This window comes from Sphingobacterium sp. HMA12 (genome assembly GCF_002933815.1).
Classification (GTDB): domain Bacteria; phylum Bacteroidota; class Bacteroidia; order Sphingobacteriales; family Sphingobacteriaceae; genus Sphingobacterium.
This window is the reverse complement of the sequence record NZ_BEYR01000005.1, coordinates 335,199-359,257: the sequence shown is the minus strand read 5'-3', so window position 1 is coordinate 359,257 and position 24,059 is coordinate 335,199. Positions and strand designations below refer to the sequence as shown.

General features: G+C 40.8%; 25 protein-coding genes. 13 read left to right on the top strand and 12 right to left on the bottom strand.

Annotated elements, in window-relative coordinates; translation table 11 throughout:
- Positions 1-150: 150 nt before the first annotated feature.
- The 10 genes from lptC to HMAT_RS22430 all read right to left on the bottom strand — a co-directional run bounded on the left by lptC (position 151) and on the right by HMAT_RS22430 (position 9,136).
- Positions 151-774: an LPS export ABC transporter periplasmic protein LptC gene (gene lptC / locus HMAT_RS22475; protein WP_104385136.1), complete on the bottom strand. Its 624-nt coding sequence runs from the start codon at positions 772-774 to the stop codon at positions 151-153.
- A gap of 4 nt (positions 775-778) precedes the next feature.
- Complete coding sequence (locus HMAT_RS22470) at positions 779-2,104, bottom strand: hypothetical protein (protein ID WP_104385079.1); 1,326 nt, start codon at positions 2,102-2,104, stop codon at positions 779-781.
- A 176-nt stretch (positions 2,105-2,280) separates the two neighbouring features.
- Positions 2,281-3,264, bottom strand: coding sequence for a DUF6427 family protein (locus tag HMAT_RS22465; RefSeq protein ID WP_104385078.1), 984 nt, complete (start codon positions 3,262-3,264; stop codon positions 2,281-2,283).
- A 20-nt stretch (positions 3,265-3,284) separates the two neighbouring features.
- On the bottom strand, positions 3,285-3,494 hold the full coding sequence (locus HMAT_RS22460) for a CcmD family protein (protein WP_104385077.1): 210 nt from the start codon (positions 3,492-3,494) through the stop codon (positions 3,285-3,287).
- A gap of 212 nt (positions 3,495-3,706) precedes the next feature.
- Entirely contained in the window at positions 3,707-4,375 is a 669-nt protein-coding gene (ccsA, locus tag HMAT_RS22455) for a cytochrome c biogenesis protein (RefSeq protein WP_104385076.1), read from the bottom strand.
- A gap of 35 nt (positions 4,376-4,410) precedes the next feature.
- Complete coding sequence (locus HMAT_RS22450) at positions 4,411-5,070, bottom strand: heme exporter protein CcmB (protein WP_104385075.1); 660 nt, start codon at positions 5,068-5,070, stop codon at positions 4,411-4,413.
- A gap of 77 nt (positions 5,071-5,147) precedes the next feature.
- A complete protein-coding gene (locus HMAT_RS22445) occupies positions 5,148-5,546 on the bottom strand; it encodes a hypothetical protein (RefSeq protein WP_104385074.1) in 399 nt (132 codons plus the stop codon).
- Positions 5,547-5,650: 104 nt separating this feature from the next.
- Complete coding sequence (locus HMAT_RS22440; protein ID WP_104385073.1) at positions 5,651-7,486, bottom strand: ABC transporter ATP-binding protein; 1,836 nt, start codon at positions 7,484-7,486, stop codon at positions 5,651-5,653.
- Positions 7,487-7,658: 172 nt separating this feature from the next.
- Positions 7,659-8,210, bottom strand: a complete 552-nt coding sequence (locus HMAT_RS22435) for a hypothetical protein (protein WP_158656062.1) — start codon at positions 8,208-8,210, stop codon at positions 7,659-7,661.
- 137 nt (positions 8,211-8,347) lie between these two features.
- On the bottom strand, positions 8,348-9,136 hold the full coding sequence (locus tag HMAT_RS22430) for an S-adenosyl-l-methionine hydroxide adenosyltransferase family protein (protein WP_104385071.1): 789 nt from the start codon (positions 9,134-9,136) through the stop codon (positions 8,348-8,350).
- Between the two features lie 423 nt (positions 9,137-9,559).
- Between HMAT_RS22430 and HMAT_RS22425 the strand changes: the two genes are divergently transcribed.
- The 13 genes from HMAT_RS22425 (at position 9,560) to HMAT_RS22365 (ending at position 21,442) form a co-directional block, all read left to right on the top strand.
- Positions 9,560-10,525 (top strand): PhoH family protein, encoded by a 966-nt coding sequence (locus HMAT_RS22425; protein ID WP_104385070.1) that lies wholly within the window; start codon positions 9,560-9,562, stop codon positions 10,523-10,525.
- 219 nt (positions 10,526-10,744) lie between these two features.
- The gene (locus HMAT_RS22420; RefSeq protein ID WP_104385069.1) at positions 10,745-11,695 is read left to right on the top strand and encodes a phosphoribosylaminoimidazolesuccinocarboxamide synthase; all 951 of its coding nucleotides are present in this window, start codon (positions 10,745-10,747) and stop codon (positions 11,693-11,695) included.
- 33 nt (positions 11,696-11,728) lie between these two features.
- Positions 11,729-12,109 (top strand): STAS domain-containing protein, encoded by a 381-nt coding sequence (locus tag HMAT_RS22415; protein WP_104385068.1) that lies wholly within the window; start codon positions 11,729-11,731, stop codon positions 12,107-12,109.
- 1 nt (position 12,110) lies between these two features.
- Positions 12,111-13,022, top strand: a complete 912-nt coding sequence (locus tag HMAT_RS22410; RefSeq protein ID WP_104385135.1) for a ribonuclease Z — start codon at positions 12,111-12,113, stop codon at positions 13,020-13,022.
- A 110-nt stretch (positions 13,023-13,132) separates the two neighbouring features.
- Entirely contained in the window at positions 13,133-14,191 is a 1,059-nt protein-coding gene (hisC, locus tag HMAT_RS22405) for a histidinol-phosphate transaminase (protein WP_104385067.1), read from the top strand.
- A 4-nt stretch (positions 14,192-14,195) separates the two neighbouring features.
- Entirely contained in the window at positions 14,196-15,335 is a 1,140-nt protein-coding gene (gene hisB, locus HMAT_RS22400; protein WP_104385066.1) for a bifunctional histidinol-phosphatase/imidazoleglycerol-phosphate dehydratase HisB, read from the top strand.
- 59 nt (positions 15,336-15,394) lie between these two features.
- Complete coding sequence (gene hisH, locus HMAT_RS22395; protein WP_104385065.1) at positions 15,395-15,994, top strand: imidazole glycerol phosphate synthase subunit HisH; 600 nt, start codon at positions 15,395-15,397, stop codon at positions 15,992-15,994.
- 12 nt (positions 15,995-16,006) lie between these two features.
- Positions 16,007-16,759, top strand: coding sequence for a HisA/HisF-related TIM barrel protein (locus HMAT_RS22390; RefSeq protein WP_104385064.1), 753 nt, complete (start codon positions 16,007-16,009; stop codon positions 16,757-16,759).
- Position 16,760: 1 nt separating this feature from the next.
- Positions 16,761-17,516, top strand: a complete 756-nt coding sequence (hisF, locus tag HMAT_RS22385; protein ID WP_104385063.1) for an imidazole glycerol phosphate synthase subunit HisF — start codon at positions 16,761-16,763, stop codon at positions 17,514-17,516.
- 182 nt (positions 17,517-17,698) lie between these two features.
- Positions 17,699-18,283, top strand: a complete 585-nt coding sequence (gene hisIE / locus HMAT_RS22380; protein ID WP_104385062.1) for a bifunctional phosphoribosyl-AMP cyclohydrolase/phosphoribosyl-ATP diphosphatase HisIE — start codon at positions 17,699-17,701, stop codon at positions 18,281-18,283.
- Between the two features lie 279 nt (positions 18,284-18,562).
- Entirely contained in the window at positions 18,563-19,462 is a 900-nt protein-coding gene (locus HMAT_RS22375) for a WD40 repeat domain-containing protein (RefSeq protein WP_104385061.1), read from the top strand.
- Between the two features lie 135 nt (positions 19,463-19,597).
- Positions 19,598-20,818, top strand: coding sequence for an LVIVD repeat-containing protein (locus tag HMAT_RS22370; RefSeq protein ID WP_158656060.1), 1,221 nt, complete (start codon positions 19,598-19,600; stop codon positions 20,816-20,818).
- 21 nt (positions 20,819-20,839) lie between these two features.
- Complete coding sequence (locus HMAT_RS22365) at positions 20,840-21,442, top strand: hypothetical protein (protein WP_104385059.1); 603 nt, start codon at positions 20,840-20,842, stop codon at positions 21,440-21,442.
- A gap of 97 nt (positions 21,443-21,539) precedes the next feature.
- Here the strand turns inward: HMAT_RS22365 and HMAT_RS22360 are convergent, their stop codons facing one another.
- Positions 21,540-22,016 carry a GAF domain-containing protein gene (locus HMAT_RS22360; RefSeq protein ID WP_104385058.1) on the bottom strand — a complete coding sequence of 159 codons (477 nt, stop codon included), beginning with the start codon at positions 22,014-22,016 and terminating at the stop codon, positions 21,540-21,542.
- Between the two features lie 106 nt (positions 22,017-22,122).
- Positions 22,123-23,979: a beta-N-acetylhexosaminidase gene (locus HMAT_RS22355; RefSeq protein WP_104385057.1), complete on the bottom strand. Its 1,857-nt coding sequence runs from the start codon at positions 23,977-23,979 to the stop codon at positions 22,123-22,125.
- Between the last annotated feature and the right edge of the window lie 80 nt (positions 23,980-24,059).

Sequence of the window (24,059 nt, the reverse complement as noted above, 5' to 3'; positions counted from 1 at the left end):
AGCAAAATGCGGTGCAAGATACAATTTTTATAAAAAAAAACGGAATATTTTCCTGAATGTAATAAAAAAAATTTGAAAACTATTTGTATGCTGCTGTTTTTTATTGAAAATCTCTCGATCAGGCGATGTCAATAGGCAGCAGGGATTCTGCTATCTCCCTATCGATGGAAATAAACTGTTGTCCTTGATAATGACAACACCGGTAGCGTTCTGTATGTTGGCATGGAGCAGGTCCTTGTCGGAGGTAAAAGATGATCCCGAAAGGTTCCCGCGTTGGTCTTTAAAGAATGCTGTGACAGGAAGATTATTGTAAAAAGTCTTATTCGGATCTTTTGCCCCTTCATCATAAACGATTTCCTCTGTTTTTAGAACTGATCCATCAGCCATGGTCACAACCACATTTTTGGTAAAGATCGTTGTTTTTTCTTTTTCTCTCCGGATGGCATGGTCGGAAGTAATACGTTGGGTTTCCTTGAGGTTTTCATCATAGAATATGATTTTTATGCTCTTTGGAAATTCATAGATTTCAGTGCTATCGTGTTTGATCCGCATTTCGGGGGCCGTGAGGTTGGCTTTGACCCGGGTTGAATCGCTATAGATAATATCTACATGACGTGAGATATCCACGGCTTCTTCTTTTTTTAGATTAGCGATCCGGTCTACTTCTTTTAGGTCCGGCTCACAGGAAGTCAATAAGAGCGCCCCTAGTAAAATTTGAATTACCAGGGGCGATATATTTTGAAATATGGATCTCGCGGATACTTTGCGTACCATGATTTTAGTCAAATTGATTTCTTCTAAACCAACGGTCATTGAGCGTAAAGCCAATATTGAAGTTGATATAACGCTCCCGTAAGAGACCATTGGAAACTTTGCCCATCTGGCCAAATTCTGCTGAGAAATTGACTTTGGAGAACGCAGTCGAATAGGTGGTTCTAGCTAACGGTAATCCTACACCTACAGTTACAGCCATATCATTGATATTTTCTCCGCCATGAAAATACTGGGTTTTGTTGTATCTAAATCCCAGGCGGTAGTCAACTTGATTTAAATACCTAAGCGATGATCTATCGGGTGTCAATTGCCCTCCGACAGCTACACCATAATTTTTACGGAGTCTATTTTCACCATCCCTAACCTGAAATCTTGACCAGTCTGCATATTTAAAATCTGCCCCGACTAACCATTTACCACTGTGTGCGAGTGTTATCCCCACATTGTGCTTTAATGGAAGGGTCAAATGTCGGCTGACCCGATCAGACATATAGGTCGTATCTAAAGGTATATTTTGGTTGTCTGGATCAGAGGATGGTGTAGTTCTGGTGTCGATAATTGTTGTGCGCTCCTTGATATCGTTATTCAGGGAACCCGAATAACCGAAGCTCAATACATACTCTTTACCTAGAGGTTGTTCGTACTGCAAACCATAATCAAAGATAATACCTTGGATTTCACGCTTATTCTGGCGTTGTGGATTTAAGGCTCCGGAGGAGACAGGAAATTCAACACGGCTATAGTCGTTCAAGGTTCCGAATAGGTAAGACATATTCGCACCTATGCTCAATCCTTTGTAGACACGTACACCCCATCCCGCATAAGCTTTTGTCAGACCGCCTTCACCGGTAAACACCTTGTTATAGATTTCGGAATTAATACCCTCCGGCGAATTTGTTCTGTAACCCACATCCGAGAATGGTAATATACCCATACTGATACCACCAAACTTTTTCATTGGAAAAGTCATCGTGATGTGGCTAAAAGCAAAATCAGCGGTATTGTCGGCTCTGGTAGTTGATTTGAGTTGCGTATAGTTGCCATATAGACCTGCATCAAAGATACTCACTCGTGCTGCAGAGTAAGACGCCGGATTGCTTGGGTTGGTATTGTATACACCGTCAAATGTACGAATACCGGTATTAATTCCCCCCATAGCTCTGTACTGAGGCAATAAATCTTCACGGATCTGACCTATTCCCAATTGAGAATATGGTGAAGCTGATGTTGTTTTTTGGGCAAATGCGGTAGTAGAACTAGCTAAAATTCCACCTGCTAACAACAGTTGGAGTGATTTATTTCTTAGAGAGCTTATAAAGCGTTTCTGCATGGTCAACCTATAAAATTGAGAAACTAATGTTTATTTAGTTTTTGTGAAATCTTTGAGTTTTTTGACTCCTGTAATTAAATGTTCTTTGCTTTTATTCGCATACAAAACTATTCAATTTTTGTGAGCTTGTTAAGCCGATTTTGTTAAAAAAGGTTAAACACTTGTTGTACAGTTGTTTAGAAAAATTGAAAGTAGATTATCGTTAAGACGATAATGGCGTAAACAACTTCAAAAAACCATTTCTTTTTGGCATAGGTGAAGTAATAGGCCATATAAATAGCGATTGGGGGGGCACAAAGTAGAAAATGGGCTTCTGTTAGTTTCTTGTTCCAATAGAAAGACGCAACGGCCAGACACAACATGAAAAACAACAGTTGGAAAGATTTCCGGATGTGCACGATGCTTTTGAAAAAATTATCCTTAAGGATCAATAAGAAAAGGATCAGTGTAAAAAGTACCGGAACCAATACGAGGTAATCAAACAATTGAATCCGTATGGCAGTTGGGAACTTATACGTGAACGGCAACCATATGGTATAAAATAGTTCCATTTTCCCTACCCATAAATAAATGACCGCCAGTATAAAGTATACGGTGGCCAGTCCCAAAAGCGGTGTGATCCATTCGCGCCAATTAAATGGTCTGAATATGAGCAGACTTATCCACAGCAGGAAGAACATGCTCAAAAAAGGAAAGTAAATCAGACTTCCTATGCCGACAATCATACCCAAGTCAAACATTTCTGCTTTCACATCGGTCTGGCGATACAAAGAGAGCAATTTGCTCAGCATCCATATCGAAATAAAATTACAGATAAGCGTAGGGGAGAGGACTAGAAAAGGTAAAAATAGACTAGCCAATGTCATGTACATCAAAGCAACCAGAAAACTAGGTTTTCCGAGCAAGTTGAAGTGGCTTGTGATCCGATTGAGTATGGTTGCCTGAAAAATGGTCAGGATCAGCGTGATAAAGACGTTGGTTGCCGGAGATAAATTGATTAAATTGTTTTCTCCCAGTAGATTTCCAAGTGCAGGTTCAAAAATAACAGAATCCAGTTTATCCGGAAGGTGTAGGAATATGCCAAGGCATAATACAAAACCCACAAGGGATAAAAATAAGATGTTTATTGGCGTATAATTTCTGAACTGACTTATAATCATGGTATGCGATAGATAGCTGACTATTTATTCTTTTTTTCCAGTTTCGAGATGCGGCGGTCGAGCAAGAAAAGAAAGAAGGCCAAGCCTAAAAAAATGACCAACATCACGAGCACAACCACATAGATTTTTCCCTCACTACGTAATCCTGTTGCCATATCAACGTCATCCTGAGCAAAAGTGCTTAAAGTTGATAAGATTAATAATGCAATTGACAATGTTATTTTTTTCATCCTATTATTTTTCTTTTAATGGCTGATGAGCACTCGGGTAAATCTCCGGTTTCATCAGAATTTAATTTTTGATCAGTGTTATCGCTATTCGATCCGCTATAAGCATTAGTAACAAAGGGCTTATGCTTGTTTTTAAGTTTTATTTCATGAGCTTAGGACTTGTTATCGCCCTAATTCCTATTTTAAGACCGTTATAGCCTGTTTCTATTATTTTAAGAATCGATTTCCTGCTCTTTTCTTTCCAGTAGACGTACCCTGTAACGCATCGAACAGATCCAAAAAGCAATCATTGGCCATCCGATCATTGCAGCATAGAATGTCGGACGGAGTTCGTTGCTCATTTGTAGCTGGCCAAAGGTAGCATTGCCACCGCTTCCGGGGTGAAGAGAATCTGTCATTTTTGGAAGAATATAAAGCAATACAATAATGATCGGAAATGCAAAAATATTATAGACAGCAGATATTTTCGCACGTTTTTGCTCTTCTTCGAGCGCATTGCGGAGCACGAGATAGGCCAGGTACATTAATGTCGCGATCGCCGAACCATTTAACTTGGGATCGTTTGGCCAAGGCTCTCCCCAGGTGATGTTGGCCCATAGCATTCCCGTTGCCAGGCCAAAAAAACAAAAGGTAATACCTGTATTTACGGCTTCTATAGCCATTAAATCGTATTCTTGTTTACCTGTATTGAGGTATTTGATGCTATAAATGACAGAAATCAGGTACATCACAATCATCGCAGACCACATCGGGACATGGAAATAGACATTGCGGATACTTTCGTGAAGGATAAATAGGCGAGGGACAGGACCTAAAAGACCATTGATAATGACTGCACAAATAATCAGAACAGCTAATATTTTCCACCATTTTTTTCTCATGGTAAATTGAATTTAATGTGTTTCAATCCTAAAATTTAATCTCGCCAAAGGTACGGAAATAACAATAAAGAAATAGTGATCGTGATTACATTAATTGCGAGTAATACGATTATTTCTCTCATACTTGCTGCTCTTTCCAGGCCTTCTATCGCATTGCGGGAGAGTTTGATCAGTACGATCAACAGCGGTATGATTGCCGGAAAACTTAAAATGGCCATTAGCGTGCTGTTATTTCCCGCTTTTGAACTGATGCCCGAAATCATGGTAAATACACTGGCAAAACTGATACTGCCCAAAATGACGGAAATGAAATATAGAATGGGGTCCCCGAGGGGATTTTTGAATATGATCGAATAAACGAAATAAGCGATAGTGGCCAAGATGGTCATCAATAACATGTTGTAAATGACTTTGGCGAGGATAATTGCCCTTGGGTCGACTAAGGAGTAATAATAGAGTTGTCGGTTGGGATTTTCTTGAACGAAACTCTTGTTGATGGCATTGATGGATGCAAATAACATGATAATCCAGAACAATGCATTCCAAACTGTAGTATCTACTGACTTGAATGCTTGGTAACAAACAAATACAGTAGATACGACATATAGTAGGATTCCGTTGATGGCGTATTTTGATCGCCATTCCAGAATGATGTCTTTAAGAATTAAGGTTTTTACCTGTTGCAGTAAAGTCATATTCCGCAAAGATACAAATGTATTTTAACCACCGAAGGTGGCTAAACCATCAATTCTTAAAAAAACGTTTTTTTTACTTATGCATTAGAAATTTTTGATTTAGCAGCATCGGTTGTGTTGTCGATTTTGCTTGCTAAATTTTGTGCTGCATTGTTAGCATGGTCCAAAGCTTCTCTACCGGCTTCTTTTGCCTTGTTTTTCAATGCATCGGCATCGTCCGTCGCTTTACTGAAAGCAGCCTGTGCTTTTGATTTTAAGTTGTCCAACTCAGCAGAAGCTCTATTGGCTAACTTTTGGGCTTTTCTAGCTTCTTTTTTCGAAAGATCTTTCAATGACTTAGTTAAGCTTTTGATGCCATCATTTGCACGATCTAATTGCTTTTTCCCGTCATCGGTTCCTAAAAGATACCATGCAGCAGCTCCCGCAGCCAATCCTACCAAAGCAAATGCCACTAATCCATTTTTGCTATTTTTCATAATTCTTCTATTTTTATTGTGTATTCAAATGATAATCAAGTATGATACCAAATGAACAATCACTGGAACAATTTGTTTAAAAAGAATCGATAATTAACAAAATTTTACAAATCTACCTTCTGCTGTTTGGATTGCAAGGTATAGAGGTGGCGGTACAGCCCAGTTTCTTTCTGTAATAATTCGAAATGTGTTCCGCTTTCTGAGACGACACCATTTTCGACCACGATAATTTTGTCTGCATCGACTATTGTCGACAAACGATGGGCAATGATGACGGACGTACGGCCGCGCATTAATTCTTCCAAGGCATCTTGTACCTGACGTTCTGATTCGGAATCCAATGAAGACGTTGCTTCATCCAGAATCAGAATCGCTGGGTCTTTGAGTAAAGCCCGGGCGATGGCAATGCGTTGACGTTGCCCTCCAGAGAGTTTTACACCGCGCTCTCCGACCACGGTATCATATCCTTCAGGGAAATTTAATATAAATTGATGGGCGTTGGCGCGTTTGGCAGCTTCTGTTATTTCATTTTCGGTGGCGTCTAATTTACCATAGGCGATATTCTCGCGGATCGTTCCGCCAAATAGCAATACGTCTTGCGGAACAATGGCGACCTGGTTGCGTATGTCGCACAGCTCAAAGTCCGAAGCTGGCTTGCCATCATAAAGTACTTCTCCTCTATTGCTGGTATAGAATTGTAGGATTAAAGAAGCAATGGTTGATTTCCCGGTGCCGCTAGGGCCGACGATGGCAATTTTATCGCCAGCATTGGCGGTAAAATTAATGTCTTTGAGAATTTCAATATCCGGACGGCTAGGGTATGCGAATGCCACATGATTAAAGCGGAGATCTCCACTCATCTTTTTACCTATCTCCTTGCAGCTCGGTTCAACTTTGATATCTTCCTGTGGTTCATCAAGAATTTCCAGGATCCTTTCGCTGGCGCCAAGTGAGCGCTGTATGTTTGCATATAATTCAGGAAAACTACCCATTGATCCGGCGACAAACATTGAATAAAGGATATATGTTGTTAGATCACCGACAGACATCTCATGGATAGAAACCAATGCGGCGCCATACCAGATGACGGCGATCACGGCTCCGAAAATACAGAATATGATAAATGAAGCAAAGGCTCCACGGAATGTAGCACCCTTGACCGCTAACTTGACAACAGAATCCATCTGATTACTGTAACGGTTGAATTCAAAGTATTCGTTCACAAAAGCTTTTACATTGCTAATGCCTAATAATGTTTCTTGGACTATACTATTTGATTCCGCCATTTTATCCTGAGCCTGTCTGGATAATTCACGGATAAATTTTCCGAAGACAATTGCGGCAACCACGATAACAGGTAATATGCAGAGATTCATCAGGGCCAATTTTGGGGATACCCAGACCAGCAGAAATACCCCAAAACAAAGACTGATCAATTGTCTTAAAATTTCAGCCAATGTAGTGGTCAAGGTATCCTGGACCTGGGATAAATCCGCGGAAAGTCTGCTATTTAATTCACCCACGCGGCGATTGGCGAAAAATTCAATCGGCAAGGAGATAAGCTTATGATAGGTATCTTTACGGATTTTGGACAAAGCCCGCTCAGCGATCTCGACGAAGATCCGAATACGAAAAAAAGAAACCACCGAGGTAAATGATAGAATGATAAAGGCTATTCCACCAATGTAATACACTTCAGGGGTCAGCCAGGTGTACGTTTGCTTCCCTTGGGCAGCATCAATCATTGCACCCAATAGCGCCGGGAAAGCCAGCATGGAAAGACTGGATAATACCAAAAATAACATTCCGATTCCAAACTTAACCCGATAAGGCCTTAAATAGGTCATTATTTTCGAAGCCCGTAATAGGAGCTCCTTATTTAACTTTGGTTTTGGTAGATCTTCTTCTTGTTTATTACCACTATTGAAACCTCTTGCCATAATCCGCTACTTCAATGTTTTGTTGCGAGGACAAATGTAAAGAGATTAAAAATATTTTGCTATCATACTTTGGTCAATTTTTTGGCTTTTGACCGGTTTCGATCAACTAAAGTTATCATTTGATCAATTTTCGTGGTATATTTCGCCGCTATACACGCAAAAACAGAAAGCGTTAGTCTGTATTTTTGGGGATGGGGACTGATTTTTGTGTACGGCTACGATACAATAAGACCGCTAGCACTAGGATGACGAGCAGGGCCAGATAAAGCCATACATTGCCGGAAAGTCCGTTTCCGCCTGTTTTGTCCAATTGTGTCCTGAGCCTTTCATTTTCAAGTTGAAGTTTATTAATTGTGCCCATATAGGCCGAGATCTGCTTGTCGTATTCCGTGGCCATCTGCCGGAATTTGTCTTTTTCGAAATCTTTGATTTTGAGCAACTGCTGGGTTTCCAAAAAGATATTGTTATCTGTGATCACAACATCCTTGAGGATATCGATACTTTTTTGCATATCCCCCTTGGATTTAAACAGTCCAAAAAGTCCTGATTTCTGCGTAAGGCTGGTGTCGTAGGCGCCGAACTTCTGTTGTCTTGCCTCAAGAAGGCTATTGACACGTTTACGCTGTACTTCAAAAGCACTGGAATCTGCATTCTCCTGCGCCATCAAATACGCCAGGTTAAATAACAAAAGAAAGGATAGTAGCGTGTATTTTAAAGACTTCATAAACAATGAACCAATCAATCCAATATTAAGTTTGCTGAAATTGCTTTGCCTTGGCAGCGTAACTGCTAGATGTGCTATCCTTATTTTGGGATCTAAACACACGTGGACAAATAATTTCTAAGAATGAATTTATGAAATTAATCTTTAAATTCGATACGGATGACATTGGAATCGTCATCGTGAAGCCCCAAAAGTTGGCTTGCATTGCCCTTGTTGATGGCAATTTCCAGATAATTACTGATACCAAAGAGACATAATTTTTCGCCTTCGCCGACCTCATTGTAATGCCAGGAGAGGTTGGTAATCGTTTCGTTGCGCTTGAAATACAAGATGAAATTTCGCCCTTTTTGGACTTTATTGAACAGGTCTTTTGAAATATTGGTAATGGCATTGCCAAAAGCGTCCACGTAGATGACATTGCCTCGGATCATATCTTTATCAAAGATCGGCTGTAACGTGACTTTTTCGATCAGTTGATGCATTGGTGTGCCCACATCTTTCAGTTTTCCCCCTTTTGCAATATGACAGGCTGATTTTGAAAGAATATCGGCGAGCGGAAAATGAAGGTATCTCAGGTCCTGCATCAGATTGAGTTCATACAATTCCTGAGGTTCATTTCCATTTAGCAGCAAACTGAAAATACCATTGTCCGCTCCGACAAAATAATGATCCTTGTATTTCATGCCAATGTATTTGGATTCTTCATGAAACAAGGTGTTGATACCAATGATATGAACCGTCCCTTTTGGGAAGTAATGATACGCATTACCAAGTACAAAGGCTGCGCGTGGAATATTGAATGCTGGAATCTCGTGGGTGATATCGACAATATTAACATCAGACAACTGCGTTAAAAGGCTCCCTTTTAGCGCAGCTTGATAAAAATCTTTATGTCCTAGATCTGTCGTTAACGTAATTACTGCCATTATAATCTAAAGTAGACCGAATTGCTGTCGAATTCCCTTTTTGAATGAATAGAAATAGATCTTCTGTTGCTTACTTGTTCGGATGCTAAAAAATCTATTTAAATAGAGAGCAAAATTACTATTTATCAGCTGATTTGTAAAGCTAATTGAAGAACTTATTTTGAATATATCTTTTTCCGGTTGATACACACAAACATAGCTTCGGTTTCTATTGTAAAGAATCGATTTGCGCACCCTGAAGATCCACTTTTAAAAGCAAAACTCAGGTATAAAATGCAAAAAAAATAATTTGGTTTTCTTTTTGCAAAAATCTCTTTGGTATGGTCTATTTTCTCGTTAGAATATGTTAATTTTGAATAGTATTACGCATAAGAGCTATTGCGTGGTAGCTACAATCTGATTAATTCTAAAATAGGATAAAATTTGAACGAATTACTAATTGCATTAGATGGTCTGAATTTACCCGTATTATGGGGAGCAGACAATGAGCACTTTGATTATTTAAAGAAGCAATTCCCAAAACTGCGGATTGTAGCTCGTGGAAGTGAAATGAAAGTGTTAGGTGATGCGAAGGAGTTGGAGCTTTTTGAGCAATCGTTTAAGGAAGTCATGGCTCACCTTGAAAAATTTAACAACATTTCCTTGTTGGATTTTGAGAACCTTCTTGGGGCAAGTGCAGGTTCTGCTGCCCAACAGGAAAAGGAAATTGCTGCCAAGCAAGCCGCCTTTGGTTCTGAGCCCATAGTTTATGGACCCAATGGTTTGATTGTTCGCGCACGGACAGCCAATCAGCGACGGATGGTCGATAGTATTTCAAAAAATGATATCTTATTTGCCATTGGTCCTGCGGGAACAGGAAAAACCTATACGGCTGTTGCACTTGCTGTGCGGGCACTTCGCAACAAAGAAATCAAACGTATTATCCTGACAAGACCAGCGGTGGAAGCTGGAGAAAACCTTGGCTTTTTGCCCGGAGACCTGAAAGAAAAGGTAGATCCTTATTTGAGGCCTCTTTACGATGCGTTGGACGATATGATTCCGGCTGAAAAATTAAAAGGATATTTAGAAAACCGTACCATCGAGGTTGCGCCACTGGCATTTATGCGGGGACGCACACTGGATAATTGTTTTGTCATTTTGGATGAAGCCCAAAATGCAACGGATATGCAGTTAAAAATGTTTTTGACCCGTATGGGGCCGACCGCAAAATTCATTGTTACAGGCGATATGACCCAGGTCGATCTCCCTAAAAAGAATCAATCGGGCCTTTCGACATCAATCCGTCTGCTGGAAAATATTGAAGGTATTGATATTATCCACCTTAGCGGTGGCGATGTGGTTCGTCATAAGTTGGTGCGACGCATTTTGGAAGCATACGGCGATATTTAATCGTTCCTTGCAAAAATAGATCAGTTGTAATATCCCCGATCGGAAGCCCAGTACGGTCAAGCGGATCTGGATATTCATATCGTCTTTAAAAGGCACAATAAACCGGTTCATTTAGGCCATTAGGAATGGGCATGGCTGAATAACCGAGTCTTTGTTTTTCAGGCATAGCAATGAAAACAAAGACTGATCAAAATTATTTATTTGAATTTTACTTTGAACATGAACGCTATAAAAGAAACAAATTTCAATTTCGAAAATCAGACTGCTTTTTACAGAGGAAAAGTACGTGATGTATATACGATTGCCGATACCTACCTGGCTATGGTGGCTTCTGACCGTATTTCGGCATTTGATGTGGTACTCCCTCGTCCTATTCCTTACAAAGGACAAGTGTTGAATCAAATTGCGGCTAAATTTTTGAAAGCGACAGCCGATATTATCCCGAATTGGGTCGTATCTGTTCCGGATCCTAGTGTGACCATAGGTCAAATGTGCGAACCGTTTAAAGTTGAAATGGTTATCCGCGGTTACTTATCAGGACATGCCTGGCGTGAATATGTTGCCGGTAAACGGGAAGTTTGTGGTGAATCTCTTCCTGAAGGATTGAAGGAGAATGACAAATTGCCTGAACCGATTATCACACCGACGACCAAAGCCGCCGTTGGTCACGATGAGGATATTTCCCGCGCAGATATTTTGAAAAAAGGTATTGTAAGTGAGGCAGATTACGTGCAACTGGAGAAACATACCAAAGCTTTGTTTCAACGCGGAACCGAAATTGCAGCACAAAGAGGACTGATCCTGGTGGATACCAAATATGAATTTGGTAAAAAAGACGGCAAAATAGTGTTGATCGACGAAATTCATACCCCAGATTCTTCCCGCTATTTTTATGCTGACGGATACCAAGAACGTCAGGACAAAGGGGAAGCACAAAAGCAATTGTCAAAAGAGTTTGTTCGTAAGTGGTTGATCGATAATGGTTTTCAGGGTAAAGACGGGCAGGCGGTTCCAGAGATGACCGATGAGATCATTGCCTCAATTTCCGAACGCTATATTGAGCTATACGAACACATTGTGGGCGAAAAATTTGTTTACCCTGATCAGGAAAATGTACTGGAGCGCGTGGAAAGAAATGTGACAAAAGCCTTAAAAGAGCTAAATTATTAGTACATTGTATCCTCAAACTAAGGAGATAGACTTATGAAGTATACTATTGATAAACACGATCGCTATATTGTCATAGAGCCTCATGTCGAAGTGATAGATGCGGATAATGCAGCTAAACTCAAGGGGGAATTTTTGCTGCGCAATACAATTGGCCAACGCAATATTGTTCTGGATATGATTCATGTCCAAAAGACGGATGAAGTTGGGATCCGTCTGGGCATATTGGCGCACCGCCTATGCCAGTCTGTTGGTGGCGTATTTATTTTGGTTAATCTTTGTCCTAAATTAATGGATATGGTTCGCGTGTCGCATCTGGATAAATCGATAAAAATAGCTCCATCACTTAAAGTTGCGGAAGATTTGATCTTTGCACATGAATTGGAATCTGAATACCGGGGGACAATTGAAGATTAATATGAAGTTTGAAGTTCTGATATTAGGGAATAGTTCCGCGACGCCGATGTTTGATCGCCATCCGACTAGCCAAGTGCTGAACTTTAATGAACAATTGTTTTTAATAGACTGTGGGGAAGGGACGCAAATGCAACTCAGCCGTTATGGAATTAAAAGCAATCGTATAGGACATATTTTTATTAGTCACTTACATGGAGATCACTATTTAGGTTTAGTGGGGCTGCTCTCTTCGATGCATCTCGTTGGCCGCAAAAGTGATCTTCATTTATATGGACCGGCTGCCTTAAAAGAGATTTTGGATGTCCAATTTCTGCATTCGGAGACAGTCTTGCGCTATAATCTTATTTTTCATCCGATTTCACCCGACGGGCCCGGTATTATTTTTGAAAATCGGACTATGAAAGTGAGCGCATTTCCTTTAACACATCGTATTGCCTGCACGGGTTTTCGTTTTGATGAAGGACCACGGGCCAGGACCTTGCTCGGTGACGTGGTTCAGGCGTTAAATATTCCCACAGTATATTATCCCGCTATCAAGAAAGGGATGGACTATGTGGATGAAAAAGGGGATGTTTACCCGGCAGATCAATTGAGCCTGCCCGCACCCAAATCCAGAAGCTACGTATACTGCTCAGATACGGTACGCACAGGAAACTACCTTCCCTATGTCCAGCATGCCGATCTTATGTACCATGAATCTACATTTCTACATGATATGGTCGACCGGGCAAAAGAAACTTTCCACACAACGGCATTGGAAGCTGGAGAGATAGCCAAAGAAACCCATGCAAAGAAATTATTGCTGGGTCATTACTCCGCACGGTACCGGGATTTGGCACCTTTGCTGGAAGAGGCCCGGACAGTATTCCCCAATACCGAACTTTCGGTCGAAGGGAAGTGGTTTTTAGTTTAGTTTTTTGTGAATTTTATACCACATTTCTACCACCAAATGCTTTTTAAATTGCTTATTATATTGCATTTGATAAACAATTTATCTAAGTTTACGGCTCTAATTTTTTTATAATGGATAATCCATTCAACTTAAACAACCTATTACGGGAAAATATCAAGAAGCTCGTACCGTATTCGTCCGCAAGAGATGAATTTAAAGGGGAGGCATCCATATTGATTGATGCCAATGAAAATCCTTTTGGATCCCCACTCAACCATGATTACAACCGATACCCAGACCCACTCCAACATCAAGTCAAAGCAAAACTTTCAACAATAAAAGGTGTTCCTGCAGAAAATATTTTTTTAGGCAATGGAAGCGATGAAGCGATTGATATTTTGTACCGCGCATTTTGTACTCCCGGTGTGGATAATGTTATCCTCGTTCCACCGACCTATGGTATGTATGAGGTGTCAGCGAATATCAATGACGTCACTTTCAAAAAAGTAAACCTTACGGCAGACTACCAGTTGGATCTGGATGGAATAGCGAATGCCATAGATGCACATACCAAGTTGATTTTTATCTGTTCGCCGAATAATCCGACCGGAAATTCTATCCGTCGTCAGGATATCGAAACGATATTGAATAATTTCCAGGGGCTTGTCGTCGTGGATGAAGCCTATATCAATTTTTCTTCCGTAAAATCATTTACACAGGAACTGGCTGAATATCCTAACTTGGTGGTATTGCAGACTTTGTCCAAAGCCTGGGGCCTTGCAGCACTGCGATTGGGCATGGCATTTGCAAGTAAAGAGATTATAGCAGTTTATAATAAAATAAAACCGCCCTATAACATTAATCAGGCAACACAGGATATCGTGTTGGAGGCCCTGAATAACGTGGATCAGGTCAATGACTGGATCAAAGAGACCGTAGCTGAACGTGAGCGTCTGGTACGCGAGCTCCTCGAACTGGATTATGTGCAATATATCACTCCTTCTGATGCCAATTTTATCCTGGTCAAGATGGAACAGCCGAGAGAAGTTTATGATTATCTAGTTCAATATGGGATCATCGTCAGAGATCGGTCTAAAGTCGAGCTTTGTGAGGGCTGTTTGCGTATTACAGTCGGGACGCCTGCAGAGAACCAAACATTATTAGAAAAACTCAATCAAATCAATAAATAATACTATGCCTGATAACTTAAAACGTGTACTGTTTATAGACCGCGACGGAACATTAATTTTGGAACCAGAAGATGAACAGATCGATTCTTTTGCGAAATTAAAATTCTATCCGGGTGCTTTGCAGTACCTGCCACGTATCGCGAAGGAACTGGATTTTGAATTGATCTTGGTTTCAAACCAAGATGGCCTGGGAACATCTTCCCATCCGGAAGAAAACTTCTGGCCCGTCCATCATTTTGTGCTAGATACGTTTGCTGCAGAAGGTGTAGTATTTGCCAAAGAACATATAGATAAGACTTTTCCACACGAAAATGCAAATACACGTAAACCGGGTATTGGCATGCTCGGTGAATATTTCGATCCATCAAAATATAATTTAAGTGAATCGTTCGTTATCGGTGACCGTGTCAATGATGTGAAACTCGCGCAAAATCTTGGTGCCAAGGCGATATGGCTACGTTCCAATGATCAATTGGGTGTGTTGGAGAACGTCGATATCGACCCGAAAGTGGTGGCTTTGGAAACAACAGACTGGAAGACAGTATACGAATTTCTTAAGCTGGGCACGCGTACTGCCGAACATCACCGTAAGACAAATGAAACTGATATTTTTATTCAGTTGAACTTGGATGGCTCCGGTAAATCGGACATCGAAACAGGATTGCCATTTTTTGACCATATGTTGGATCAGATAGCCCGACATGGTGCATTGGACTTAACGATCAAAGCGAAAGGCGATCTTCATATAGACGAGCACCATACCATCGAAGATACGGGGATTGCTTTGGGTGAGGTATTTTTGAAGGTATTGGGAGACAAGCGTGGTATTGAGCGTTACTCGTACACCTTACCAATGGACGATTGCCTGGCACAGGTTGCACTGGATTTTGGTGGACGTAATTGGATCGTATGGGATGCTGAATTTAAACGGGAGAAAATAGGTGACATGCCGACAGAGATGTTTTTTCATTTCTTTAAATCATTTTCTGACGCCTCCAGATCGAATCTAAATATCAAGGCCGAAGGGGATAACGAGCACCATAAGATTGAAGCAATTTTTAAAGCTTTTGCCAAATCCATTAAGAAAGCAGTTCGCCGTGATGCAGATCATATGCAACTGCCAAGTACAAAGGGTGTTTTGTAGTTTTGTTTAATTTAATAAAGAGAATCCACGGGATAAATGAGTAAAGATTAACCTCAAAAATGATAGGAATTATTAATTATGGTGCCGGGAATATCTTTTCCCTGACTGCTGCGCTAGATCGAGTAGGGCTGACCTATGGTATGATCAATACGGCTGAGGAGATGGATTGTTATGATCGGATTATTATTCCGGGCGTAGGTCATGCTGGGGCGGCAATGAATAAATTGCTTGAGTCGGGATTAGTACCCTATATTAAGGACTTGCGCAAACCTGTGCTGGGAATCTGTGTCGGGATGCAGCTGCTGACGGAATATTCCGAGGAGGGTGATGCCGAGATGTTGAAGTTGTTCCCGTTGAAAACGTTACATTTTGAAGCCAGCATAGCGGGAAAAGTACCTCATATGGGCTGGAATAGCGTTTCAGTACAAGCAAATAATCCTTTATTTGCGAATATAGAAGATCAGACTTATTTTTATTTTGTCCATTCGTATTATATCGAATATGATATGACATTTACCGCCGCTAAATGTGAATATGGATTGCCATTTTCAGCAGCAATTTCCAAAGAAAATTTCTTTGGCGTACAATTTCACCCGGAGAAGTCGGGAAAAGCAGGTGAGCAGTTATTGCTCAATTTTTCAACTATTCAAGTAGACTAAAAATATTCGATTATGTATATAATTCCAGCAATTGACGTTTTGGACAAAAAAGTTGTCCGTTTAAGAGAGGGTAACTACAACGACGTTACAACTTATGCTATAAGTTTAGAAGAGCAGATCGAGAATTATCATGCAAACGGAACTGAGTTGGTTCATATCATAGATTTAAATGGTGCAAAAGGCGACTTTAGCAATCAGGCCTATTTATTTGATATCATTCAAAAAACAGATATGAAAATTCAGTATGGCGGTGGAGTCAGAAGCATTGATAAGGTAAAGGAATTGGTCGATGCTGGTGTATACCGTGTGATTGTCGGTACGCAAGCGATCACAAATCCTTCTTTTTTGGAAGAACTGGCAACGCTAAATGAAGGGAAAGTCAAATACGCGGATCATATTGTGATTGCAATTGATGTATTGGATGAAGTCATTAAATACTCAGGCTGGTTGGAAAGTTCGCCAATTAAATTGATCGAGTATATTGATAAATGTTTGGCGCTGGGATTTTTTAGATTCCTTTGTACGGATATTAGCAAAGATGGAAAATTAGGTGGTGCAGGTGTAGAATTGTATCAAAAATTGTTAAGCCATTCTCCGATCATCAAGTTGATTGCTTCTGGAGGTATCAGTTCAATGGATGATATTCAAAAGCTTCAGGAACTGGGTGGAGTGGAATCAGTAGTTGTGGGAAAAGCAATCTATGAAAACCGTATCTCTATCGATGAAGTCAAAGACTGGAATCTCAAATCATTAATCAGATTTTAACATGCTGGCTAAACGGATAATTCCTTGCTTGGATGTTAAAGATGGACGTACGGTAAAAGGAGTCAACTTTGTCGATCTGCGCGATGCAGGTGATCCTGTTGAACTCGCTTACGAATACTCCCAGCAGGGAGCTGATGAACTTGTGTTTTTAGATATTACAGCTACACATGAGGGGCGCAAGACGACGATAGATCTCGTGAAAGCGGTAGCCCGGCAGGTGAATATTCCTTTTACCATCGGTGGAGGGATCAATGAAATTAGCGATGCTGATATCCTATTAAATGCCGGGGCGGACAAGATTTCTATCAATTCTGCCGCTGTGCGTAATCCAGAACTGATCAATGCGATGGCTGCAGCTTTTGGTGCCCAGTTTGTTGTGGTTGCTGTCGATACAAGATCTATTGAAGGGCAGGATCTGGTTCATTTAAGTGGTGGACGTATCAAGACCGCGATCAATACCCTGGATTGGATCCGTGAAGCGCAAGAGCGCGGGGCCGGAGAAATTCTGCTAACATCGATGGATCATGACGGGACAAAAAACGGTTTTGACAATAAGTTCTTAAAAGCTGTAAACGACCGTATTCATATTCCTTTGATCGCGTCTGGTGGGGCCGGTAATCAACAGCATTTCGTCGATGTATTTCAACAGGCCAATGTAGATGCCGCATTAGCAGCTTCGGTATTCCATTATGGAGAAATATTGATTCCGGACCTTAAGCGGACTTTACACCATAATGGTATTGTCGTTAGATCGTAGCGAATAAAGTAGCAAAGAATACAGTGTAAGGATAAAGGAGTAATGATAATATTAGGTAAGCTATCAGGCTTGCGGAATAAGAAAATTGATTAATGAGTAAGGAGTAGGAACAAAGCTTGTAAGCCCTAGGCTGATACAAGTAAGATCTAAAGACTCATATCTCAATACTAAATACTAATACCATGTTAGATTTTGCAAAAAGTGACGGACTTGTTCCAGTGATTGTGCAAGACGCTCAAACCCTGGAGGTGTTGATGCTGGGTTATATGAATGAAGAGGCTTGGCAAAAGACACAGGCGGAGAAGCGCGTGACTTTTTTCTCTCGTAGCAAAAATCGTCTCTGGACAAAAGGGGAGGAGAGCGGGAACTTTTTAAACGTAAAGAGCATTCATATTGATTGCGATAAAGATACTGTATTGATCAAGGCTGATCCTGTGGGGCCAACTTGTCATACGGGGAGCCGGAGCTGTTTCAATACAGAATTCAATCAGAATTTCATACTGGAACTTGAACGTATTGTCAATCATCGGTATGAACATCCTTCTGACGAATCCTATGTTAACCGTTTGCGGTCCAGAGGAATTAATAAGATTGCGCAAAAAGTAGGCGAAGAAGCCGTGGAAACTGTTATCGCAGCGTTAACTGAAACCGAGACTGACTTTATCAATGAAACGTCCGATCTACTGTTCCATTTGATCGTGTTGTTGCGAGAAAAAGGATTTTCGTTAGAAACAATAGCTAAAAATCTTGAAAGTAGACATCAATAGCGCCGATTTTCAATGAAGACTGTGTAGTTGAACTGCATATACACCGAATTCGAAGATACACACAAAGAAATTTGAGGGAATGGCAGAATCGGATGAGGCTTTAAGGTAATATGACAAAATAGTCTTAGAAGTGCAGTATATTTGTGAATATGCTGCACTTCTTTTTTGTTGCTTTATGACTATTTATCTTGGATCGGCGAAATAAGCTGACGAGCAATCGAATTTCATTTGCAAGCAGGGTCTCTCCGCTTATCATCCGGAGAATTTGAATGGACAACTATGGATATTAAATTAAGAGCTACATTGCCGGGACATCAAAATCCAATTTTTTGCGTGGAAAAGGGATACTATCCACATACTTTTTTTACGGGCGGTAACGATAAGGGTGTGGTCGAATGGGATATAGAAAAAAACGGCTTTAAACGTATTCTGTGTGCAGTGACCTCCTCCGTATATGCTTTAAAATTGATTCCAGGAACTGCGATACTGGCAATTGCGCTGCGCGAGGGGAAGCTACTTTTCGTGGATGTACAGGAACAGAAACTGGTAGCGAGTTTGCAGCTCGGCAATAAGGCCATTTTTGCACTTTCCTATATCCATCAAAAGAATGAGCTGCTCGCAGTAGGAGAGGAAGGACGGCTGTATGTGATCGACCTCACAACATACACGCGTATTTATGACCTACAGCTATCCCAAACGACTGTACGGAGTATTGCCGTGGATGGCGATGAAACCAAGATTGCTCTGGGAGATAAAAATGGCTGGGTGTATTTGTTGGATAGCCAGGACTTTCATGTCATCCAACGTATGAAGCTCCATAGTTTGCCTACAACTTCTCTGGCTTTTCTTCAAAATAAACTCTTAAGCGGTGGACGTGATGCACAGCTTATCATTTCGGATGTGAATCAATTGAGTAATAACTTTTCCTTTGTGCCGCATCTGTTCACGGTGTATGGTATCTATCCGCATCCTTTTGAGCCTTTTTTTGCTACAGTAAGCCGCGATAAGTCGTTGAAATTTTGGTCTAATGCTGATTTTGCACTGCTGAAGAATATGAGCCGTGACAAAATGCAGGACGGTCATCATTTATCCGTCAATGCAGGGATATGGTCCGAAGACGGTCAATATTTCTTTAGTGTCAGCGATGACAAGCTTGTTAAAATTTGGGAATTACAATAGCTAAAAATTTCTTACCCCAAGGCTATGATCTTACCAGTATAGTTGTAAAAAAATAGGATCGCCTGTAGCGAAATCATAAATGCATCGTTCACTATTGTGATTATAAATTTAATTGACCATATAGTTATGTATTTTATGAAAAAAGCTCGGCTTATTTTATTCGGAAGCCTGTTCTTATTGGGCTGTGACAAAATCGAGCAAAAGGGGCAATATTTAGCTCAGGTACCTGTATTTGAAACAATGGAAAGCATTCGGGCTAAAGCCAATGCCATCAGTACTCCGAGGACGATCACTCAAGCTGGTAAGATCTATATCTATCAGGATTACCTATTTATCAACGAACCAAATAAAGGGATTCATATTTATAACAATACCGACCCTTCAAAACCTAAAGCAATCTCTTTTTTAAATATTCCGGGTAACGTAGATTTGGCTGTTCAGGAAGGAAGGCTCTACGCCGATAGTTTTGCGGATCTATTGACATTCGATCTTGCGGATCCCACTGCACCAAGGTTGCTCGCGCGCAATGAAAATGTATTTAAAACCGTACTTCAAAAGGACTACATCAACAATATACCGGACGTGGTAGTTACCGGATATCGTGACTCCCTGGTCAGTTATGCCTACAAAAATAAATACAGTCCCTACGAAAAAAAGTACCTAGAATACAATGAATCGAACTCGGGGGTGGGACAAGGTGGATCGATGGCACGGTTCACCTTAGCCAACAAACATCTATATGCAGTGGATCATAGCACATTGCATTTGTTTAACGTGCAAGACTCCCGTAACCCCGTATATGTGAAAGATGTCAAGTTGGGATTTGGTATCGAAACTGTATTCCCATATAAGAATAACTTATTTATTGGTTCCAATACAGGCATGCTTATTTTTGATATATCCACGGCATCTGAGCCTACGGAATTATCGCGCTATGCACATATTAGAGCCTGTGATCCTGTTGTTGTCAACGATAAGTATGCCTTTGTTACATTACGTACCGGATCCGCATGTGGTGGACAGCAGAATTTGCTGGAAGTGGTCGATATACAGGATCTTAAAAATCCAACTCTGAAGTATACTTATTCCCTGGAAAACCCGCATGGCTTAGCCTTGTCAGACCAAACCTTATATGTCTGCGATGGTGATTATGGGTTCAAATCTTTCGATGCCAGTGATGTGAGCAAAATTGGAGATAAACTCCTGGAAAATATAAAAGAGCTCAAAAGCATGGATGTGATCGCGGGATCTAAATCGCTTCTTGTCACAGGGAGCAATGGCCTTTACCAGTACGATTATAGTAATCGGACAAAATTGAAGGAACTAAGTGTTATCCCAGTAATCAAATCGAATTAAAAAAACGAACAGTATACCACTATGAAAAGATTTTTGGTTATTCTATTTGCCCTTTTTACGAGTTTAGCAGCCACGGCACAAACAAAAAAATACACGAATCATAACGAACTTTCAGTCATCACTTATGGACCAATTTTTCTCGAGTCCGGCTTCGGGCTACATACCTTCCATGGGTTAAACCTGAATGAGAAATTTGCGATCGGACTAAATACAGGCTTGGATCGCTATCCAGTAAATAACAATGGTGCAAAGTGGTTTTTACCGCTATCCGCTAAAGTCAACTATATAGCATATCCTGACCGAAAACGTTCTTTTTTTGCAGGAGTAGACCTGGGGTATGGGTTTGCCTTTCTGAATAAAACGGTCCAGACAAATAATTTAAAATCTAAATATCGAGGGGGTGTATTGTTCAGCCCGCAATTGGGCTGGCGTTTTAATTTTAAAAATTCGCAATCCTATTGGTCGTTGGCTACAGGGTATCGATATCAGCAATTTAAGCGGGAAGACAGCTACTCAGCACCTTCATCAAATCTGCCGGGCAGAGACTATGTGAATGGATTAATTAGCAACGAAAACCGTTATCATTTGCATCGTTTCACCCTACAGGTGGGACTTGGCTTCTAAAGCGGACTTTCAGTTCCATTACAACCGGACTATGCCATGCTTGATTTACACTTGCTGGTAGACAGATTACGACTCGTGTCAGCGAGTTGATTGAATTTTACTTGTCCAACAACTGCAAGACTTGGGTAAGGTATTTTTCGTCAATTTCGTCGAAGCTATCCAATTCACTGCTGTCCACATCGAGTACCCCGATAATTTCCCCCTGTTTGTAAACAGGTAATACGATTTCAGACCGTGACAGCGAACTACAGGCAATATGACCAGGAAATTGTTCCACATCAGGTACGATAAGCGTTTTCGCCTGCACCCAAGCACCGCCGCATACACCTCTTCCTTTTTTTATGCGCGTACAGGCAACAGGGCCTTGGAAGGGACCAAGAACAAGCTCTTCAGCACCGTCTACGAGATAAAAACCAACCCAAAAAAAATTAAATTGTTCCTTTAGTGCTGCCGCAATATTGGCAAGGTTTGCAATCTGATTATTTTCTCCCTGTAACAATCCACCTATCTGTGGAAGCAAGTTTTGATATTGTTCTTCTTTGCTGCCTTTGGCAATCAACAGATCCTCAGCCATAGAAATATTTTTTAAATCTTGTAGTGATACCGCACGTCAATAAAAAAGCGCTAATATCTGTTCAAAGTTAACAGAATATTAGCGCTTTCGCATGGACGAAGTGATATTATTTCTTTGTATTGATAATGTTTACCCGAATGTAATTGCTCCGTTTTCCAGAAGGCGTCACAACTACGGCTTTGAATACACGTTCTTTACTGTTTGGAACCGTCACTTTAACCGGCCCGGTATATTCAAGGTCCAATTCTGAAGGATCATAATTGTCCAGTGTATAATAGATTTTGGCACCTTCGACAGATGGCTTTAAATCCCGGATGGTATATTCTGAGGCGTATATCGTCGTGTCAGTGATACCATATACCTCAGGTACACGATAGAATGTGTTTGTCTGATCGAGCTTTGCCAATTGGCGTGCCGCACGTTGTTCAGAAAAATTCTTCCAGTTTTTATTCTCCGGTTGCGTCCAGGCAATTTCCGAAAGAGCCAGTACACGCGGTAGGATGGTGAACTCCACTTTGTTGGAAGAGCCGATGTATTCTGTCCAGATATTCGCTTGTACACCCAAAACGTGTTTCTTGTTGTTTGCTGAAATTTTGGTAGGCATAGGGTCGGCAGCATATACTTTATGCAATGTCGAAAGTCCACCGATGCTCAATGGCTCTCTATTTTGATCAGCACCTTGTTTGTGGTCAAAGTAAAGCCCATAACTGTTGGCTGTGATAATAACGTCATGTCCTTGGTTTGCCGCATCGATAGCTCCTTGGTCTCCTCTCCAGCTCATCACGGTCGCATTTGGTGCTAATCCACCCTCTAAGATCTCATCCCAGCCAATGATACGTTTGCCTTTGCTATTAATGTATTTTTCCATACGTTGAATAAAATAGCTCTGCAATTCATGTTCGTCTTTGAGGTTATTATCCTTGATTCTTTTCTGACAATGTGGACAAGTCTTCCATTTGGTCTTAGGACATTCATCGCCACCGATGTGGATGTATTCGCTTGGGAATAATGGAATGACTTCGTCGATAACATCTTCCAATAGCTTGAATGTCTCTTCTTTACCAGCACAGAATACATCATCGAAAACACCCCAGGTCTGCGCTGCTGTATAGGGCCCTGGTTTATCACCACAACCTAGCTCTGGGTAAGCCGAAAGTGCCGCCAAAGCATGGCCCGGCATCTCTATTTCAGGAATAACAGTGACATACTTCGCTTTTGCGTAAGCAACAACTTCTTTAATCTGGTCTTGGGTATAGAACCCACCATAAGGGGTATTGTCATAGTCACCGTCAGTCTTATAGTTGCCCAATAATGTCTGGTTGCGATAGCCACCGATCTGTGTCAGTTTGGGGTGGGATTTAATTTCAATACGCCAGCCTTGATCATCTGTCAGGTGCCAGTGAAAAGTATTTAGTTTGTAGGATGCCAAAATATCAATATACTTTTTGACAAATTCTACGGGGAAGAAGTGACGGCCAACATCAAGATGCAATCCACGGTAAGCAAAACGAGGCTCATCCTGAATGGATGCCTGCTGAATTTCAATACCTGCTTTTTTATCGACCGGTAGCAATTGAATCAACGATTGCATGCCATAAAATAATCCTGCTGCTTTCCCACTGACCGTAATTTGTTCAGAAGCGATGTTAAGATCATAAGCTTCCGTATTGGCTGATTTTGCACCTTTAGAAGAGAAATAAATGCTGTTTTTGCCCGCCGATTTTGCCAGCGATAAATTGAGGTTGTAGCTGCTTTTTAGAAAATCCTGAAATAAAATGGCAACTTTTTTGTCCTCTTCATTATCAAAAGTAATTTTTGTGTTCGCATTGATTTTGAATGAGCCATTTTTGATCTGGACATGTTGCGGTAGAGGCACAATTTTCAATGTGACCTCTTTTTTTTCCTGCGCAAATACTGCTGCTCCTATACTTAAAGCAAGCGCAAGCGAAAATAGTTTTTTCATGAGTGCGATTATAACTGAAATAAGAAGCCCTAAAAATAAAGGAATAAATACGATTTAGCAAAAGCTTAATGTAACAAATA